Annotated in this window: 16 protein-coding genes and 1 other RNA gene; 10 read left to right on the top strand and 7 right to left on the bottom strand. The window is 65.4% G+C overall.

The window, feature by feature from the left end; all coding sequences use genetic code 11:
- Positions 1 to 214 precede the first annotated feature (214 nt).
- The 3 genes from BLT08_RS07985 to BLT08_RS07975 form a co-directional block, all read right to left on the bottom strand.
- Entirely contained in the window at positions 215 to 1,369 is a 1,155-nt protein-coding gene (locus BLT08_RS07985) for a pyridoxal phosphate-dependent aminotransferase (protein ID WP_090304714.1), read from the bottom strand.
- Positions 1,370 to 1,496: 127 nt separating this feature from the next.
- Complete coding sequence (locus tag BLT08_RS07980; protein WP_090304712.1) at positions 1,497 to 1,712, bottom strand: hypothetical protein; 216 nt, start codon at positions 1,710 to 1,712, stop codon at positions 1,497 to 1,499.
- Positions 1,713 to 1,911: 199 nt separating this feature from the next.
- Positions 1,912 to 2,577: a MaoC family dehydratase gene (locus tag BLT08_RS07975; RefSeq protein ID WP_090304710.1), complete on the bottom strand. Its 666-nt coding sequence runs from the start codon at positions 2,575 to 2,577 to the stop codon at positions 1,912 to 1,914.
- A gap of 318 nt (positions 2,578 to 2,895) precedes the next feature.
- Between BLT08_RS07975 and BLT08_RS07970 the strand changes: the two genes are divergently transcribed.
- From BLT08_RS07970 to BLT08_RS07955, 4 genes are all read left to right on the top strand, one after another.
- Positions 2,896 to 4,647 carry a potassium channel family protein gene (locus BLT08_RS07970; protein WP_245724178.1) on the top strand — a complete coding sequence of 584 codons (1,752 nt, stop codon included), beginning with the start codon at positions 2,896 to 2,898 and terminating at the stop codon, positions 4,645 to 4,647.
- Positions 4,648 to 4,697: 50 nt separating this feature from the next.
- Positions 4,698 to 5,396 carry a DUF2270 domain-containing protein gene (locus BLT08_RS07965; RefSeq protein WP_090304708.1) on the top strand — a complete coding sequence of 233 codons (699 nt, stop codon included), beginning with the start codon at positions 4,698 to 4,700 and terminating at the stop codon, positions 5,394 to 5,396.
- Positions 5,397 to 5,549: 153 nt separating this feature from the next.
- An RNA gene (gene ffs, locus BLT08_RS07960) (signal recognition particle sRNA) lies at positions 5,550 to 5,861 on the top strand.
- A gap of 296 nt (positions 5,862 to 6,157) precedes the next feature.
- A complete protein-coding gene (locus tag BLT08_RS07955; protein ID WP_090304706.1) occupies positions 6,158 to 6,955 on the top strand; it encodes a LolA family protein in 798 nt (265 codons plus the stop codon).
- Positions 6,956 to 6,993: 38 nt separating this feature from the next.
- On the opposite strand, the gene BLT08_RS07950 is transcribed toward BLT08_RS07955, so the two are convergent.
- From BLT08_RS07950 to BLT08_RS07940, 3 genes are all read right to left on the bottom strand, one after another.
- A complete protein-coding gene (locus tag BLT08_RS07950) occupies positions 6,994 to 7,923 on the bottom strand; it encodes a mechanosensitive ion channel family protein (RefSeq protein ID WP_090304704.1) in 930 nt (309 codons plus the stop codon).
- The gene (locus BLT08_RS07945; RefSeq protein WP_090304702.1) at positions 7,920 to 8,168 is read right to left on the bottom strand and encodes a YhbY family RNA-binding protein; all 249 of its coding nucleotides are present in this window, start codon (positions 8,166 to 8,168) and stop codon (positions 7,920 to 7,922) included. Before BLT08_RS07945 ends, BLT08_RS07950 begins: the two co-directional genes overlap by 4 nt.
- A gap of 227 nt (positions 8,169 to 8,395) precedes the next feature.
- Positions 8,396 to 8,674, bottom strand: coding sequence for a ribonuclease P protein component 4 (locus BLT08_RS07940; protein ID WP_090304700.1), 279 nt, complete (start codon positions 8,672 to 8,674; stop codon positions 8,396 to 8,398).
- A 150-nt stretch (positions 8,675 to 8,824) separates the two neighbouring features.
- On the opposite strand from BLT08_RS07940, the gene BLT08_RS07935 reads away from it, so the two are divergent.
- The 6 genes from BLT08_RS07935 (at position 8,825) to BLT08_RS07910 (ending at position 16,672) form a co-directional block, all read left to right on the top strand.
- Positions 8,825 to 9,997 carry a glycosyltransferase family 4 protein gene (locus BLT08_RS07935; protein WP_394328195.1) on the top strand — a complete coding sequence of 391 codons (1,173 nt, stop codon included), beginning with the start codon at positions 8,825 to 8,827 and terminating at the stop codon, positions 9,995 to 9,997.
- 117 nt (positions 9,998 to 10,114) lie between these two features.
- Positions 10,115 to 11,923, top strand: a complete 1,809-nt coding sequence (locus BLT08_RS07930; protein ID WP_090304698.1) for an ABC transporter substrate-binding protein — start codon at positions 10,115 to 10,117, stop codon at positions 11,921 to 11,923.
- Complete coding sequence (locus BLT08_RS07925) at positions 11,923 to 12,780, top strand: phosphatase PAP2 family protein (RefSeq protein WP_090304696.1); 858 nt, start codon at positions 11,923 to 11,925, stop codon at positions 12,778 to 12,780. Before BLT08_RS07930 ends, BLT08_RS07925 begins: the two co-directional genes overlap by 1 nt.
- Before the next feature lie 78 nt (positions 12,781 to 12,858).
- Positions 12,859 to 14,667, top strand: a complete 1,809-nt coding sequence (locus BLT08_RS07920) for an ABC transporter substrate-binding protein (protein ID WP_090304694.1) — start codon at positions 12,859 to 12,861, stop codon at positions 14,665 to 14,667.
- A complete protein-coding gene (locus BLT08_RS07915) occupies positions 14,667 to 15,518 on the top strand; it encodes a phosphatase PAP2 family protein (protein ID WP_090304691.1) in 852 nt (283 codons plus the stop codon). Before BLT08_RS07920 ends, BLT08_RS07915 begins: the two co-directional genes overlap by 1 nt.
- On the top strand, positions 15,515 to 16,672 hold the full coding sequence (locus BLT08_RS07910) for a glycosyltransferase family 4 protein (RefSeq protein ID WP_090304689.1): 1,158 nt from the start codon (positions 15,515 to 15,517) through the stop codon (positions 16,670 to 16,672). Before BLT08_RS07915 ends, BLT08_RS07910 begins: the two co-directional genes overlap by 4 nt.
- A gap of 103 nt (positions 16,673 to 16,775) precedes the next feature.
- Here BLT08_RS07910 and BLT08_RS22920 read toward each other — a convergent pair whose 3' ends face one another.
- The gene (locus BLT08_RS22920) at positions 16,776 to 17,204 is read right to left on the bottom strand and encodes a hypothetical protein (RefSeq protein WP_175529261.1); all 429 of its coding nucleotides are present in this window, start codon (positions 17,202 to 17,204) and stop codon (positions 16,776 to 16,778) included.
- Between the last annotated feature and the right edge of the window lie 9 nt (positions 17,205 to 17,213).

Below are 17,213 nucleotides of genomic sequence, written 5' to 3'. Positions count from 1 at the left end.
TCACCCGTATGACTTTGCCGTTCGGTCGGGATCGATGGAGTTGTGATCTCACACACCGGAACCGAATAACCTCGAGTTCATCGCGGACCGGCGACGATAACACGCCGTTGACGAATCGTCTCGGAGACGGGTGGCTTCTACTGTCTCGGTGACGGGGATGTCTCCCGGGTCGTCACGTCTCCGACCGTTATCGACCGATTCCCCAGCCCGTCGCTCAGTACGTCTTCAACCCGGCCTCGAGTCGATCGAACCCCTCGTCCAACCGCTCCATCGAGTTCGCGAACGAGAGCCGCAGTCGCCCCGGCTCCGACTCGCCGAACCCGTCTCCCGGAGCGAGGACGACCCCGTGTTCCTCGAGCAAGTGTTTCGCGATCGAGAGGCTGTCGTCGTCGATACCCGGGTCGAGGTACGCGTAGAACGCCCCCTCCGGTCGGGGGCAGGAGGCACCCTCGATCCCCGCGATACGGTCGACGACCAGATCACGCCGTTCCCGAAACGCGCGATACATCTGCCGGAACGGCTCCTGGGGTCCCGTCAGCGCCGCAATTGCGGCGTGTTGGGAGACGCTCGAGGCGCAGGCGGTCGTCGCCTCGCGGACCGTAACCACGCGGTCGACGAGGTGGCCGTCGCCGGCGAGCCAGCCCAGCCGCCAGCCGGTCATCGCGTACGTCTTCGAGCAGGAGCCGATGGTTATAACGTGGTTTGGATGGCCGGTGTGAGCGGCGATTCCCTCCGGTTCGCCGTCGTAGGTCAGCCCGAGGTACACCTCGTCGGCGATGACGTAGGCGTCGTGGTCGGCGGCCGCTTCGACGACCGCTCGACACTCGACCGGATCGTAGACGCGCCCGGTCGGATTCGAGGGGGTCGTGAGCACGACCGCGGCGGTGTCGTCGCTCATCGCCTCGACGACGCGGTCGGCCTCGAGATCGAACCCCGATTCGGCCGGCATCGGGACCTCGCGGAACGAGCCGTCCGCGAGGTGTGCCTGGATCTCGTAGTTCGGCCACGTCGGCCCGGGAGCGAGGAGCTCCTCGCCGGGACCGACCGTCGCCATGATCGCCAGATGCAGCGCCTCCATCCCGCCGACCGTGACGACGATCTCGTCGGGATCGTGCTCGACGCCGTGATCGTGGGCGAGCATATCACCGATCGCCCGCCGACACGCCGGCAGTCCCGCGTTCGACGTGTAATGTGTTTCTCCTACTCGAGCGGCGCGCGCGGCGGCGTCGATAACGTGTTCGGGCGTGTCGAAGTCGGGTTCGCCGACCTCGAGCCGAACGAGGTCGCCGTCGTGGCGCTCCGCGAGATCGAACATGACGCGGATGCTCGAGCGCTCGGCTCGGCGGACCCGTTTCGTCGGTCTGGGCATACGCTACGCAGACCGATGCGTTCCAAAAACGGTCGGGTGCCGGAAATCGGTGCGGGTCGCTCGCGCGAAAACGTTCTGGCCCGCGGGTAGCAAATTCACCGCTCTCGTCTGATACTCGCTTCAGGCCTTAGTCCGACGGCCGTGGCACCGCCGGGCCACCGTCGTTCGTCGGCTCGCTGCCACCCGAGGGCGTGATCCGCTCGAAATCGCCGTCGCCACAGGTACACTCCTGGGAGACGCCGATGGGCCTGATCGTCCCGTCCGGCTTCTGCTCGGAGACGAACACCGACTCACAGGAGCGACACACGGCGACGATCCGCGACACCGATTCTGACCTACTCATTACGTGTGAAAAGGACGCGGAGGGGTATCACCATTGCTCCAAGGTATTTTGGCTGTGTGAAAGCGACACGAGGGAAAACGGTCGTTTCACGGCTCACAACCCCACGGACGACGAACCGACCGAGACGGAACGTCCCGACCTGCAGCTATCGAATCGACTGAAAAGCGAAGAAACCGGAGTCGATACTCCCGACTTCAGATCACGCGTCGGGCGATTCTTGGATGACGACGATCGCTTCACCGTCGATCACCGTCTCCTCGTCCGCCGTCTCGACCGTCGTGTGGAGTCGGTAGCGGGTGTCGCCGAGCACCTCGACGATCTCGCAGTCGGCGGTGACGGTCTCGCCGATTTCGACGGGCGCGTGGAACTCGAGGTCCTGTGAGAGATAGATCGTGAGGCCGGGGAACCGGGCGAGTGCGGCGCTGATCGTCCCGGCGACGAGCGTGCCGTGGGCGATACGGCCGCCGAACTGGGTCTCCTCGGCGAACGACTCCGCGAGGTGGAGTCGGTTGGTGTCGCCGGAAACCTGTGCGAACGCGGAGACGTCGGTCTCCTCGATCGATTTCGTAAAGCGGACGTAGTCGCCGACCGCGAGGTCCTCGTACTCGTCGGTCGAGCGCTCCATCAGCCAGGACTCGTCGCCGAAGGCGACTTCGGTGACCGGAGCGTCGACCGTCTCGGGTTGGTGCCGTGCGGTGAGCGTCCCGGTCGGTTCGCCGGACGACGAGGAAAAGCCCATCGCGGCGAGGAGGGCGTTGTTGGCCTCGACGTAGCTGTTGACGACGTGTTTCGACACGCTCGACCAGTGTTCGTTCGGCGGTACCCCGGCATCGGTCGCATCGGACTCCGGACAATTACTACTCATGAGTGCTCGAGTGTAGCGGACGTGAGCCGTTCGGAACGTCGGGACGGATCACGAGAGGTGTTCGTTCGCTATCGTCTTTCAACCGTTGCCAAAGCACGTTGGGTGTCACAACGTGACTCGCCGCACGATCGACGGACAGCGAAGACGTTAGTTCCATTCGGTCCAGCGTCCGCTCGCCGACTTGCACTGGCCCCACAAAGAACGATAGTTCGGGAGGGCGTTGTGCGTTGCAGCTCGCATGATCGACGGCACCGGAGGCGCCGAGTCGAGTCGAGATCGGACGAACGGCCGTGAACGACGCGAACAGCGACGATAGCCGTGGCTCGACTCGGCTTCCGGCTCGTCGCCTACGTCGGCTCCTTCCTACTCTTGACGGCGATCTACGTCGCGGTCTATCAGTGGGGAATGGCGACGCTCGAGGGCGAGTCGCGATCGTGGTTTCACGCCCTCGAGGTCGTGATTCAGTCGATGACGACGACGGGCTACGGTCAGGACGCTCCATGGGAGACCCTCGCGATGACGGCGCTGATGGTCGCGATTCAGGTGACGGGGATCGCGTACATCTTCGTGGCCATCCCGCTGTTCGTCGTCCCGTGGCTGCAGACGATCGTCGAACCGACGCCGCCGGCGGACGTCAGCGAACTCGAAGATCACGTGATCATCGTCGGCTACACCGCGCTCTGCGAGTCGCTCGTCGACGAACTAGAGTCCGACGGGACCGAGTACGTCGTTCTCGAGCCGGACGAGGAGCGAGCCCGATCGCTGCACGAGGCCGGTCTCGTCGTCCTCCACGGCGACCCTGCCGCCGCGGACACGCTCGAAGACGCACAGGTCGGCGACGCCCTCGCCGTGGTCGTCGACGCCTCGAAGACCGAACAGATCGCCGCCGTCATCGAGTTGGATCAACGCGACGACGACCCTCGAGTGCTCGCCCTCGTCGTGGATCCCTCGCACGCGAGGTACCTCCGCTACGCCGGTGCCGACGAGGTGCTCTCGCCGAAACACCGGCTGGGAAAGGCGCTCGGTGACAAGGTGCGACCGGTCGTCGACGCCGATTTCGACCTCGAAGTCGCCCCAGCCAGCGCGGACGATACAGCCCGATCGGACACGACGGACCGTCAGCGTACGAACGACCGCGACGGTCACGGCGACACGAATCCACCCGAGGCGGCGGATACCCGCGACGACGGCCTGCAACTGGTCGAGTATCCGATCCATCCGGGGAGCGATCTCTACGGCGAACCGCTGTCCGACTGCCGATCGATCGAGACGGAGGGCGTGACGCTCCTCGGCGCGTGGGTTCGGGGAGACTTCCTGCGCTCGCTCTCGACGGACGTCCACGTCGACGTCAACACGACGCTGTTGCTCGCCGGCACGGCGGATTCCATCGAGTCGGTCGCCGAGGCGACCGGGCTGTCCGGCTCGTGCTATCGGCCGCAGTCCGAACCCGTCGTCGTCGCCGGGACCGGGACCGTCGGCGCGTCCGTGATCGGGACGCTCGAGCGATCCGACGTCGAGACCGTCGTTCTCGACCGACACGACGGCGACCTCGTCGACGTTGTCGGCGATGCTACGACCGAAGCGGGACTCGCCGCGGCGGCCCTCTCCGACGCCGGCACGCTGATCCTCGCCCTCGACGACGACGTGACGACGCTCCTCGCGACGCTGGTCGCTCGCGAACTCGAGCCCGATCTCGAGATTTTCGCGGCCGCCACTCGATCGGAGAACGTCGGTCGGCTCCGCGACGCCGGCGCGACCTACGCGCTCGGGTTGGCGAGCGTTGCCGGCCGAATGCTCGCGCTTCGGATCTTCGAGCGCGAGACCATGACGTTCAGCGACCGGATCCGCCTCCGTCGCGTCGACGTGCCCGGTTCGACGACCGACCCCCTCGACCGGGAAACGATCCGGGATCGAACCGGCTGTGCGGTCGTCGCGCGCGAACGAGACGGCGACGTGGGCCCGCTTCTCGAGGGTGAAACGCCCGCTGCAACCGACCGACTCGTCCTCGCGGGGACCGAGTCGGAACTCGAGGCGTTCCGCGAGGCGTACGGCGAGAGGTCAGTCGGCTAGGGTAGTGTGGGTGGTGTAAACATGTTGTACCGTGACGTCGTACGATCGGTATGAGCGACGGCGAGTCCGACTTCGATCCCGAAGCTCCCGAGGAGAAGGAGATCGGCCGCGAGATGGTCGACGAGAGCACCGGTCTCGGCTCCGTCGCGGCCCACCTCTACCGGGGCGAGATGGAACGCATGGTCGAGTGGCGGGACCGACTCGACACCACCACGAACTGGGCGGTGACGGTGATGTCGGCGATCGTCGCCTACGCCTTTTCGGGGGAGGTCTCTCACGCGGTTATCCTCGCTGGACTCATCATGGGAACCGTCTTCCTCTTCATCGAGGCCCGCCGGTTTCGCGACTACGACGTCTGGCGTTCTCGAGTCCGCGTACTTCAGGAGAACCTCTTCGCGAACGCGCTCGACCCTTCCGCGGGGGTCGAACGCGACGCGTGGCGGGAGGAACTGAGCGAGGACTACCGCGACCCCTCGAGAAACATCAGCTACCGAGGCGCGTTCAGCCATCGCCTTCGGCGGGTGTACCTCCCGCTGATTACCGCGATGCTGGTCGGTTGGCTCTTTCACATCTGGGCGTTTAACCCGGACGAGACGCTGCTCGAGAGCGCGTCGCTCCCCGGAATCGACGGTACCGTCGTCGTCGCCGCGGTCGGAATCTACTACGGCACCTTGCTCCTGCTGGCGATCCCGCTGTCGGCGAAAGAGCGCGGGGAATCGGGCGAGGCGGAGCACGGCGACCTCGAGTAAGTCGCGCTCGAGGCGCAGCCGCGTGAACTCGTGTCGTTCTCGACGACGAACGACTCGAATCCTCCCTTATCTCACGCCGGTTTCCGGGACTGACCACCGCGCGCGCCGGCGATTCGGGAGACGAAAGGTCCTTAAGTTCCACCCCCCTACGTAGGGATGGATAGGTCGGGCAGTTTGGCCCTGCTCGTTACCCGCGCTATGGTCATTAGCGGGGACCAAACACCGCGGGCGTCCGGTCAGACCGGCCGGGGCCCCGGGAGCCAACAGAGAAGCCTCGTCCGTCGGGGACAGCGGTCTACGGTGGCCGTCCGCAGGGACGTCCCATCGTGGTTAGCCGGCGACAGCCCATCAGGCGCGGAAGCGAGCAGTGGACCGCCGGACACCTGTCGCTCGACGGGTCGCGGGGTGGAGAAGGCAACCGGGATTCCCCCGACCGGAACGCCGGGCAATCGCGGCTTCCACACTCATACTTCATGCAGTTCACCTCCGTGAGCGACCGCGCTGCGCGTCGTGTCGATCGAGAAGGCAGAGACGTTACTGCTCGGAGACACACTCTTCCGGAGGGTCGTATATCACTCACAGCGTTCGGCGTGCACTTTCGATCAGAGAACGGTAGTCACAGACCTGCGTTACCCGACCTACCCGGACATTCGTCTCCGGTCCGTACCCGGAGCCCGTTCGACCCGATTCGCAGGGCAGTCGCTTTTCGTTCGTCCACGAAATAACAAAGCTTAGGACTCCTCTCTCGTATTACCCGTTCTATGGCGTCTCGTCGATTCAACGCTGTTCTCGGAGCGGTCGTGATTCTCGTTCTCATCGGGGGCTGCATCGCGTTCTCTCCGCCCGCAACCGACGACCCCGAACCGGACGATCCCGACCCGGAGACGCTATTCGAGAGCACGTACGTCTACGGCGATACTCTCGAGGATGTCTCCGGCGAGATGACGATCGAGATCACCGGCGGTAACGAGACGGTTTCCGAAACCGTTCGCGTCCACGAGCGCCCCTACGTTGATTACTACGAGGAGACACTCGAGACGACGGAAGCCGATCAGGACGGCGCCATCTTCGCCTCGAACGCGTCGGGAGCGTGGTGGTACTATCCCGAGTCGTCGCTCGCCCAGCACCACGAGGCCGACGAACCGTTCGAGAGCGAGGCCGTGCGGTCGGATCGCGCCGAGATGGCCCAGATGCACCTCGAGTGGTACGACCTCGAGTATCTGGGCGTCGAGACGATCGCCGATCGAGAGACGCACGTGCTCGACGTCGATCTGAACGAGGAGGCGGTCGCGGACGGCATTTCGGTCCTCATCGGGAGCACCGAGTACGTCTACGCGCTCGAGACGGTCGAGGCGCCCGACGAGCTCACCGTCGTCGAGCAGACGGTCTGGGTCGACGACGAGTACGACTACCCGATAAAAGAGCGGATGGTCTTCGAGATCGGCGGCGAACGGTACGAGATGACCGAGGAGTTCGAGACGGTCTCGTTCAACGACGGACTCGACGACGAGACGTTCGAGTTCGAGCCGCCGGAAAACGCCACGGTCGAATCGCGGTAGTCGAAGACGACAAAAAACGTATCGCTACGGCCGGTGACTCACTCGGCCGTCTGGCCGATCTGTTGTCTGTTCTCGAGTTGCAGCCCGCCCTCGAGCGTGCGGACGGGGTAGGGGATGTCGATCCCTTCCTCGTCGAAGCGTTCCTTGACGGCCGTGACGTACTCGCCGCGGGTGCGGACGAAGTCGGCTCGCGAGGGGTTTTCGATCCAGAACCGCGACTGGAGGCCGACGTCGGAGTCGCCGAGTTCGGTTAGCCGAACGGAGGGTGCGGGATCGTCCATGATGTCGGGGTGGCGCTCGGCTTCGTCGACGATGATCTCGGTCGCCTCCTCGATGTCGTCGCCGTAGCCGATGCCGAAGACGAACTTCAGGCGGAGCTTCCCGCCGTCGACGGGGTTTTTGAGCACGCTGTCGGTGAGTGCAGAGTTCGGAACCGTCAGCAGTTCGTTGTCGAACGTTCGAACTCGAGTCACGCGCAGACTGATGTCCTCGACGGTGCCCGAGTAGGTGCCGTCGTCCCACTCGATCCAGTCGCCGATGCGGAACGGTTTGTCGGTGTAGATGAACACGCCGGCGACGAAGTTCGCGATGACGTTCTGCATCGCGAGGCCGATAGCGAGCGCGCCGGCCGCGGCGATCCCGGCCATGGAGACGAGGAAGTTCCCGAAGCCGGCGAAGCCGAACGCGACGGCGACCCCGAAGAAGAGGACGCCGAAGCGGGTAAGCATCAGCAGGGGATTCTGGGCGTGTTCGTCTAGCTCCCGCCTGTCGAGCGCTCGGCTGATGAGCGGGATAACGACGAGACGACCCGCGAGCCAGATGACGGCGAGCGCGAGGACGAACCGGATGATACTCGCCGCGCTCCCGGCGACGGCCGCGTCGACGTACGGGAGGCCCAGCTGTTCGAGTCCGCGACCGATCGGCCCGAGTCCGTCAGCTTGGAGGAGCGATCCGGCACCCATACTCATCGATGGACCACCGCCGTGTGCCCGCGCGTGTCGATCAGTTCGGCATTGACGCGGTCGGCGAGGTCCGCTGCTTTCTCCTCGGTCGAACTGCCCGCACGGGCCGCGCGGAGGAATTTGATTTTGACCAGGTTCTCGTTCGAGAGCTGATCGTCGAGTTCGTCGACGACCGACTCGAGGCCGCTCTTGCCGACCCAGACGGTGACGTCGAGGTCGTGCGCTTCCTGCTTGAGCGTCTGTTTATCCATGGAATACCCTACCGAACCGAGCCGTTTGAATCTTCTCGAATCGGAATGTCGACGTTCCGTGTACACACGGTCATAGAACAACCGTCGCCAAGACGCGTAACAATCCGATCGCGTCGGTCAGTTGGTCCGTCTCCGTCGGTCGGTCGACCCGGTTTCCCCGGTTGATTGGACCACACGTCGGCCGTTCGAGCAGGGTTCGCTCCGGACGTATCCACGCTCGTCCGCACTCAATCCTCGTACGGATACCGAGCGTGATCCCCGCAGTCGCAGGTGATTACGACGTGGCCGTTCTGCAGTCGAACGCGGGCGTTCACCCCCGGACGCAGGTACGCGTCGCAGCGATCACAGGTGAACCGCCGAAACTCTCGAGGGAGCGTCAGCCGGTTCCGTTCCGCGACGCGCCGGGCGAGTCGGACGTAGTAGCGCGCCCGGTCGTCGTTTCGATTCGCCGCCGCCGCTCGAGCCAACTCGTGGAGGCGCTCGATCCGTTCGGCGGCGATGTCCATACCCCGTCTTTCTCCGGTTCACATATCGGTGTTGTGCTCTCCGCTCCGAGCGCTCACCTCGCGTCGGTGTCGGCGACGAGCGTCGGGCGACCGTCACGGCAGAGATCGGGAGGGTTTTCGTCGGCACCTCGAATATACCGATCCGTGAGCCTGCGCGTGTTGCATTACCTCGAGCGTGCCTCGCTACTCGAGCGCAGCGGAATCAGTACGGCAGCCGAGCAGCAGCGGGCAGCCATCGAGCGAATCGGTGGCAGGTCCGACGCTGAGTCCGATAGCGGCCGCAACGGGGACGACCAGAGGTTCGAACCCGACGGCGGCCGCGAGGATAGCGATTCGAGTCCCGAGTCCGACTCGAGACCGGCGATCGAACTGGTGACCGATCCGTGGGACGGATCGCCGCGGTCGCTGCCGTCGCGGCTCCGTCGCGGGGAGTCGCCGGTCGTCGACTACGACGTCGCTCACTGCCACGCGATCGGTCCGGGATCGGTCGCGGTCGCCAGACACGCCAAACGCACCGGCCGGCCGCTGATTCTCCACGCCCACGTCACCCGCGAGGACTTTCGGGAGAGCTTTCGCGCGTCGAACGCGCTTTCGAGACCGCTCGGTCGCTATCTGCGGTGGTTCTACTCGCAGGCCGATCTCGTGCTGTGTCCGAGCGAGCAGACGAAACGTCATCTCGAGGCCTATCCCGTCGACGCGCCGATCGAGTCGATCACGAACGGCGTCGACCGCGACTCGCTGACGGGCCACGAGCGATTTCGCGATCCCTCCCGCGAGCGTTACGATCTCGAGGGACCGGTCGTCTTCGCGCTCGGCAACGTCTTCGAGCGCAAGGGGCTGTCGACGTTCTGCCGACTGGCACGGCGGACTCCCTACGAGTTCGTCTGGTTCGGTCCCTACGACGACGGCATCCGTGCGAGTCGGACGGTCGAGTACTGGACGGCCAACCCGCCGGAAAACGTCACGTTCACCGGCTGGATCGAGGACAAACGCGGCGCGTTCGGCGCCGGCGACGTGTTCTGTTTTCCGACCCACGCCGAAAACCAGGGGATCGCCGTCCTCGAGGCGATGGCCTGTGGCAAACCCGTCGTTCTCCGGGATCTGCCGGTCTTCGAGGAGTTCTACACCCACGGCACCGACTGTCTCAAGTGCCAGACCGAGCGGGAGTTTCGCGATGCGATCGAGCGACTCGTCGCCGACCCCGACCTCCGGACTCGTCTCGGAGCGAACGCCCGGCAGACCGCTCACAGGCACGCACTCGAGCGCGTTGGTGAGCGTTTGGTTCCGATCTATTGTCGAGTTATGCGCCACCAAACAACATAGGTGGCGCGAATCTCTGCGAAAAGGACGACAATTGAAAAAGTTTTTGACGACTCACCATAGTCGATCGTAGTGCGCAATATTGTTATATATCAACAGCAAATGGGTGTAATAGACTGAATGAACCGTAATACAACTGATCCGGTCGACGGCGTCGATCGACGCTCTGTCCTCGCTGCAGGTGCAGCGGGGCTCTCGCTCTCCCTGAGCGGCTGTATCGACAGTGTTCGAAGCGTCGTCACCGGTGAGGAAGACGACCAACTCTCGCTCTCCATCGTCACGGTCCCCCGCGACGACAACCGAGAAACCGTCCAGATCGCCCGCCATCTCGAGTCGAACCTCCAGGCAGTCGGCATCGACGCGGATCTCACGGTGCGCTCTCGCTCCGAGTTTCTCGAAATGACCCTGATCGATCACGACTTCGATCTCTACGTCGGTCGCCACCCCGCGGATTTCGACCCGGACTTTCTGTACGAGGCCCTCCACTCCACGTACGCCGACGAATCCGGCTGGCAGAACCCCTTCGGGCTAACCGTCAGGGAGATCGACCGCCTCCTCGAAGCACAGCGGCTGGCGGACCCCGACGACCGGAAAGCGACGATCGAACCGCTCTTAGAAGAGATCGCCGTCGAAAAACCGTTCGAGCCGATCTGTCGACCCACCGAGTACCGGGTGGCCAGCGATCGGTTCGAGGGCTGGGACAACAGCCACCTCGCGACCCGACGCGGCTACCTCGGGCTCGAGCCGGACGACGACGTCGAGCGACTGAACGCCCTCGTGACCGACGCGCGACCCTCCCGAAACGTCAACCCGCTCTCGGCGACGGTTCGCGAGCGGGGGACGGTCGTCGACCTCCTCTACGATTCGCTCGGAACCCTCGTCGACGACGAGATCCGACCGTGGCTCGCCGAGGGCTGGGAGTGGGACGACGAGACCGAGGACGACGGGACGGCCGCAACCGTCACGCTCCGGGAAGACTGTACGTTCCACGACGGTGAGCCGGTCACCGCCGCGGACGTCGCGTTCACCTACGCGTTCCTCGAGGACACGTCGTACACGAGCGCCACGCACCCCTCGCCGGCGCCGCGCTATCGCGGGCACGTGAGCGCGATCGACGAGATCGAGACCGACGACGAGGACGAGTACACGCTCCGGATCTCGTTCGACGCCGGCCGGGAGGTCGCCGAACGAGCGCTGACGGTTCCGATCCTGCCGGAGCACGTCTGGCTAGCGGAACTCAACGACCGCATCGGCGACCTCGACGACTTCTCGGCGCCGCAGGGGCGCTGGGGAATCGTCACCAGCGACGCGATCGATCCGATCGGCAGCGGACCCTACCAGTTCGAGAGTCAGTCCGAGCGCGACCACCTGACCCTCGAGCGCTTCGACGACCACTTCACGCTCGACGAGGAGGACGACACGCTCGACGCGGACGTCCACCTCGAGCCGACCGTCGACGAGATTCGCTTCACCGTCGACCCGGGAAGCGTCTCCTCCATCGAGCGCGTCGCGAGCGGCGGCGCCGACTTGACGGAGTCGATGCTCGAGGCGTTCTCGCTGGCCGACATCCCCGAGGACGACGGGATCGAACGCTACGACGACGACTCGTGGACGTTCTACCACCTCGGCTTCAACACGCGGCGGATGCCGTGTGGCGACTTCCGCTTCCGACAGGCGGTCGCACAGCTGATCGACAAGGAGTGGGTCATCGACGAAGTGTTCTTCGACGAGGCCCACGCGGAGCCGCTGGCGACGCCTGTCACCGACGAGTGGACCCCGGATCACCTCGAGTGGGACAGCGAGGACGACGACTTCGTCACCCGATTCCTCGGCAGCGACGGCGAACCGAACGTCACGCTCGCGCACGATATGTTCGAGGAGATCGGCTACCGATACGACGAGGACGCCGGGCGACTGAGGCACAACTGATGCTCACTGAGGTACTGACGCGAGTTGCGGTCGTCGTCGGGATCATGCTCCCGATTTCGATCGCGCTGTTCATCGGCCGCGAACGACTCGAGACCACGTTCACCGAGTGGCGCGCTCGCCTACGGATCTCCGGCCCGGTGCTCGTCGTGCTGGGAATCGCGTTGGTTCTCAACCGGATGATGCGACGAAGCGATCCGGATATCGGCTTCCACATGACCTCGGCGATCCGGGACATCGAGGGGGAGTTCATCCTGATCTTTCAGCGGGTCGCCAACGCCTATCTGACGGAGTACTTCGCGTGGATCTACGTCTACGGCTACACCTACCTGCTGATCTTTCCGGCCGTGGCGTACTTCGTGCTCTCGGACACCCGCATGTTCCGGCGGCTGTTGACGGCGTACACGCTCAACTACGGGCTCGGGCTCGTCCTGTACCTCCTGGTCATCGCCTACGGGCCGCGGAACATCTTGGCGGGCGAACTCGAGACGGTCCTCTACGATCACAACCCCGAGTATCAGCACCTCACGCGGGAAGTCAATCGGAACACCAACGTCTTCCCGTCGCTGCACACCTCGCTCGCGGCCACGGTCGGTATCTTCGCCTACCTCTCCCGCGACGAGTACCTGAAGTGGTTCCCCGTCGCCGTCGTGCTCGCGGTCAGCGTCATCATCTCGACGATGTACCTCGGCATCCACTGGGCGATCGACGTCGTCGCCGGCCTCGCGCTCGCGGCGCTTTGCGTCTGGCTCTCGGACGTCATCGTCGGTCGGTGGTCGCTGTCGGCATCGATCGGTCGGTTGACCGGTTCCGACGGGTCTGACGGGGCCGACGAGTCCGATGGGGTCGACTCGGACTGACTCGTTCGCGGCGCGTCTCGCCGCCCGCCAACGCAATACTGTTATACCGCCACCGGCGAACTGTGACAAACGATCCGAATGAGTGAGCGTGGAGCTGCGTCGGTCGACACCGAAGGCGAGAGACGGCGTGGCGGTCGGTCACCCGCCATCAGCCGTCGGGCCGCACTGGCCGGCGCCGCCGGCCTCACGATGGCGACGAGCGGCTGTCTCAGCCAGTTCCGAAGCATCGTCAACCGTGACGATATCGACCAGCTCTCGCTGACCATCACGACGCTTCCCGCCGACGGCGACCGGGAGAGCATCCGGCTGGCTCGAGAGATCGCCGCCGTGCTCGAGACCGCCGGCGTCGATACGGCCATCGAGATGCGCTCGAACGAGGAGTTCCTGCGAGCGATCCTGATCAACCACGACTTCGATATCTACGTCGGCCAGCATCCGGGCGGCATCGATCCGGACTTTCTCTACGAGTCGCTGCACTCGCTGTACGCCGACGAATCCGGCTGGCAGAACCCCTTCGGCTTTACGAACCTGCTGGTCGACGACCTGCTCGAGACACAGCGAGAGGCCGACGGCGAGGAGCGCCGCGACGCCGTCGAAACGTTACTCGAGGCGCTTGCCGTCGAACAGCCGTTCGTCCCCGTCTGTACGCCGACCGAGCACCGACTCGTGCGAGCCGACCGGTTCGAGGGCTGGGCGGACGGCCACCTCGCGACGCGAGGCGGGTATCTCGGTCTCGAGCCGCTGACAGAGGAGAGCAGCGAACAGCTTCGGACCGTCCACATGGACGCTCGTCCGTCACAGAACCTCAACCCCCTGACCGCCGAGTATCGCGACCGGGGAACGATCACCGGTCTGCTGTACGACTCGCTCGCGACCGAGACCGTCACCGCCGACGGCGACAGTTCGCTCGAGCCGTGGCTCGCCGAGGACGTGGAGTGGGTCGACGAGTCGACGCTCGTCGTCGAACTTCAGCCCGACTGTACGTTCCACGACGGCGAGTCGCTCACCGCAAGCGACGTCGCGTTCAGCTATCGCTTCCTCGCGGACACCGCGCTCGGAGGCGACAGCTCGCCCGCGCCGTCACCGCGGTTTCGGGGCCGCGTTGCAGCGATCGACGAGGTCGAGGCGAGCGACGAACACACCCTCGAGTTCGCGGTCGACGCGGGTCAGGCGGTCGGCGAACAGGCGTTGACGGTACCGATCCTTCCCGAGCATATCTGGCGCGACCGCGCGGACGAGGCGTCCGTTCGCGGCGTTCGCGTCGCACAGGGGACGACCGAGGCAGTGGTGACGAACAACTTCCCGCCGGTGGGCAGCGGACCGTTCCAGTACGCCGATCACACCGACCGGGAGCACGTCACGTTCGAGCGGTTCGACGACCACTTCACGCTACGCGAGGACGTCGACCGCCCGGAGCCGACCGTCGACGAACTCCGCGTCCAGATCGATCCGCGGAGCACGTCGGCGATCCAGCTGCTCGAGGACGACGCCGCCGACGTCACGAGTTCGGCCCTCGAGACCTACGTCGTCGACGATATCGACGTAAGCGAGGACGTCGAACTCGTCGAGTCGCCGTCGTGGACGTTCTACCACCTCGGGTTCAACGCGCGCAAGGCACCCTTTAGCAACCCGCGATTCCGCCAGGTCGTCGCCCGGCTGCTCGACAAGGCCTGGCTGGTCGAGGAGGTGTTCGACGGCCACGCGAGACCGATCGCGACGCCGGTCACCGAGGAGTGGGTTCCCGACGGGCTCGAGTGGGACGGCGAGGACCCCGAGATGCCGTTTCTCGGCTCGAACGGCGACCTCGACGTCGAGGCCGCGCGGGCGGCGTTCGAAGACGCCGGATTTCGGTACGATTCCGACGGCACCCTCCGGGTGAGACACTGATGTTGGTACAAGTGCTGATGCAGTTGGCCGTGGTCGTGACGCTCATGGTGATCGTCTCGATCGGGCTCTTCGTTGGCCGCTACCGGCTCCGCGAGACGCGAACGGAGTGGCGCGGGCGGATTCGGGCGGCCGCACCGATCACGGTCGTGCTCGCCGTCGTTTTACTGTTCAACAGCGTCGCCAGACAGATCGTCCCCGACCTCTCGTGGATGATCGGTTGGAACCTGACGTGGGCGATCTACGACATCGAGGGGCAGTTCATCCTCTGGCTGCAGGATCAGGCGACGCCGTGGCTGACGGCGTACTTCTCGTTTATCTACATCTACGGCTACGTCTTCTTGCTGGTCTTTCCCGTCGTCGCCTACTTCGCGCTGTCGAACACGCGGCCGCTGCGGGAGCTGTTGGCCGCGTACACGCTGAACTACACGCTCGGGCTGGTGCTCTACATCTTCGTCATCGCCTACGGGCCGCGGAACATGATGCCCGAACTCGTCGAGGCGCTGCTGTACGACACGTACCCGCAGTATCAACACCTCACGCGTCAGGTGAATCGGAACACCAACGTCTTTCCGTCGCTGCACACCTCGCTCGCGGCGACCGTCACCTTCCTGGCCTACCGCACGCGAGACGTCTATCCGAAGTGGAACGTCGTCGCGATCCTCCTCGGGGTCTCGGTTGCGATTTCGACGATGTACCTCGGCATCCACTGGGCGATCGACGTCGTCGCCGGGATCGTGCTCGCGTACGTCAGCGTCGAACTCGCACACCTCCTCGTCGGTCGCTGGTCGCTTTCTGACTGGGTCGACGGCCGCGTTCCCACGATCGGTGGCCTCCGCAACCGCGACCCGTGACGTACCCACAGATCACCGTCTTCACGGATAGCTACCTGCCGACGATCAACGGCGTGACGTACACCGTCCGCAACTGGCGCGACCGCTGGCTCGAGCGCGGCGGCCGGATGGCCGTCGTCTTCCCGAACGCGCCCGGCTACGATCCTCGGGTGGGAGAACACGCCGTCCGGAGCGTGCCGTTTCCGTGGTACGACGGCTATCGGCTCGGCTGGCCGCGAGTTCCTGCCAGCCACGACCTCTCGCGGGCGGACGTCGTCCACACGCACACCCCATTCGGTCTCGGGCTCGCAGCCCAGCGACTCGCGCGCCGCGCCGACGTGCCGCTCGTCGCCTCCTATCACACGCCGACGGCCGAGTACGCGCGGTATCTCCTGCCGTCGGATCGCCTCCGGAGCGTCGAAGGACTTGCACGACGCGGTGCGCTCGCATACGAACGTCGATTCTACGACCGCGCGGATGTGGTTCTCGCGCCGTCGGAGACGACCCGTCGCTACGTCCGCGAGTCGATCGGCATCTCGACGCCCGTTCGAGTCGTCCCGATGGGCGTCGACCTCGAGCGATTCCGCCCGGTCGACACCTCCGCGTTTCGGGACCGTCACGGACTCGATCGAGACACACCGCTGATCGGCTACACGGGCCGTCACGGGCACGAGAAACGGCTCGAGGATCTGCTCGACGCCGTCGCTGGAGCAGCCGATCGCACTGACACTCCCCTCGAGTCCGCCACCCTCGTACTGGCCGGCGACGGTCCCGCCCGACCGTCGCTCGAGCGGCGGGCCGCGGCGCTCGATTTCGACGTCCGATTCCTCGGCTTTCTCGACCGGAGCGAACTGCCGGCGTTCTACTCGATGCTCGACGTCTTCGCGTTCCCCAGCCCCGTCGAGACGCAGGGGCTGGTCGCGCTCGAGGCGATCGCCTGTGGCACGCCGGTCGTCGGCGTCGACGCGGGCGCGCTCGCCGAGACGGTTTCGGGTGGCGAGACCGGCTATCACTATCGGGCCGGGGACTTGACCGGCTTTCGGCGTGTGCTCGAGCGAGCGCTGGACGAGCGCTCCGAACTCGCGTCCCAGTGTCTCGAGCGTCGGGAGTCGATCGGTCTCGAGCGATCGGTCGACCGGCTTCGGGACGCCTACGCGTCGGTGAGCGGTCGGTGAATCGTGGCTGTGGCTGTGCTACCAGGCGAGCGCTGTGAGTGTGCGATAAAGCGAGCGCAGCGGCTCTCGGCCCATCGAAACGAAAATCGCAGGAGTAGCGGCGTCAGTTGTCCTCGAGCGCGTCGGCGATCCGCTTGAGCGCGCGCGTCTGGTCGCGCATCTCGTCGCGGAGCTGTCGAACTTCCTGGACGAGTTCTTCGTTACCGACCTCTTCGCCGCGGCCGCCGGGACCGCCCGGGCCGCCACCCATGCCGCCGGGGCCGCCACCGCCGCCCATCATCCCGCCCATCATCTGCGCGAACGGGTTGCCGCCGCCGCCCATGCCGCCAGGGCCGCCGGGTCCGCCGCCACCGCCGCCGAACGGACTCTCCGGCGGTTCACCCTCGCCTTCACCCTCTTCGGCGCGCTTTTCGCGAATCTCTTCGACTCGCTCGCGGAAGGACTTCTCCTCGCCGTCGTCGCTACCGTTGTCGGCTTCGTTTTCGTCGGACATACCCTCGGGTTCTGTACCGCCGCGGAAAAGGATTGCCATGTCTCGGAC

The sequence above is a fragment of the Natronorubrum texcoconense genome, assembly GCF_900100335.1.
Lineage (GTDB): Archaea > Halobacteriota > Halobacteria > Halobacteriales > Natrialbaceae > Natronorubrum > Natronorubrum texcoconense.
This window is presented reverse-complemented; position numbering and strand designations above follow the sequence as displayed.

What these genes read in the sequence shown, in the direction of transcription:
- BLT08_RS07985 (WP_090304714.1), bottom strand. Translation starts at nt 1,369, where the DNA reads ATGCCCAGACCGACGAAACGGGTCCGCCGAGCCGAGCGCTCGAGCATC.
- BLT08_RS07980 (WP_090304712.1), bottom strand. Translation starts at nt 1,712, where the DNA reads ATGAGTAGGTCAGAATCGGTGTCGCGGATCGTCGCCGTGTGTCGCTCC.
- BLT08_RS07975 (WP_090304710.1), bottom strand. Translation starts at nt 2,577, where the DNA reads ATGAGTAGTAATTGTCCGGAGTCCGATGCGACCGATGCCGGGGTACCG.
- BLT08_RS07965 (WP_090304708.1), top strand. Translation starts at nt 4,698, where the DNA reads ATGAGCGACGGCGAGTCCGACTTCGATCCCGAAGCTCCCGAGGAGAAG.
- BLT08_RS07955 (WP_090304706.1), top strand. Translation starts at nt 6,158, where the DNA reads ATGGCGTCTCGTCGATTCAACGCTGTTCTCGGAGCGGTCGTGATTCTC.
- BLT08_RS07950 (WP_090304704.1), bottom strand. Translation starts at nt 7,923, where the DNA reads ATGAGTATGGGTGCCGGATCGCTCCTCCAAGCTGACGGACTCGGGCCG.
- BLT08_RS07945 (WP_090304702.1), bottom strand. Translation starts at nt 8,168, where the DNA reads ATGGATAAACAGACGCTCAAGCAGGAAGCGCACGACCTCGACGTCACC.
- BLT08_RS07940 (WP_090304700.1), bottom strand. Translation starts at nt 8,674, where the DNA reads ATGGACATCGCCGCCGAACGGATCGAGCGCCTCCACGAGTTGGCTCGA.
- BLT08_RS07930 (WP_090304698.1), top strand. Translation starts at nt 10,115, where the DNA reads ATGAACCGTAATACAACTGATCCGGTCGACGGCGTCGATCGACGCTCT.
- BLT08_RS07925 (WP_090304696.1), top strand. Translation starts at nt 11,923, where the DNA reads ATGCTCACTGAGGTACTGACGCGAGTTGCGGTCGTCGTCGGGATCATG.
- BLT08_RS07920 (WP_090304694.1), top strand. Translation starts at nt 12,859, where the DNA reads ATGAGTGAGCGTGGAGCTGCGTCGGTCGACACCGAAGGCGAGAGACGG.
- BLT08_RS07915 (WP_090304691.1), top strand. Translation starts at nt 14,667, where the DNA reads ATGTTGGTACAAGTGCTGATGCAGTTGGCCGTGGTCGTGACGCTCATG.
- BLT08_RS22920 (WP_175529261.1), bottom strand. Translation starts at nt 17,204, where the DNA reads ATGGCAATCCTTTTCCGCGGCGGTACAGAACCCGAGGGTATGTCCGAC.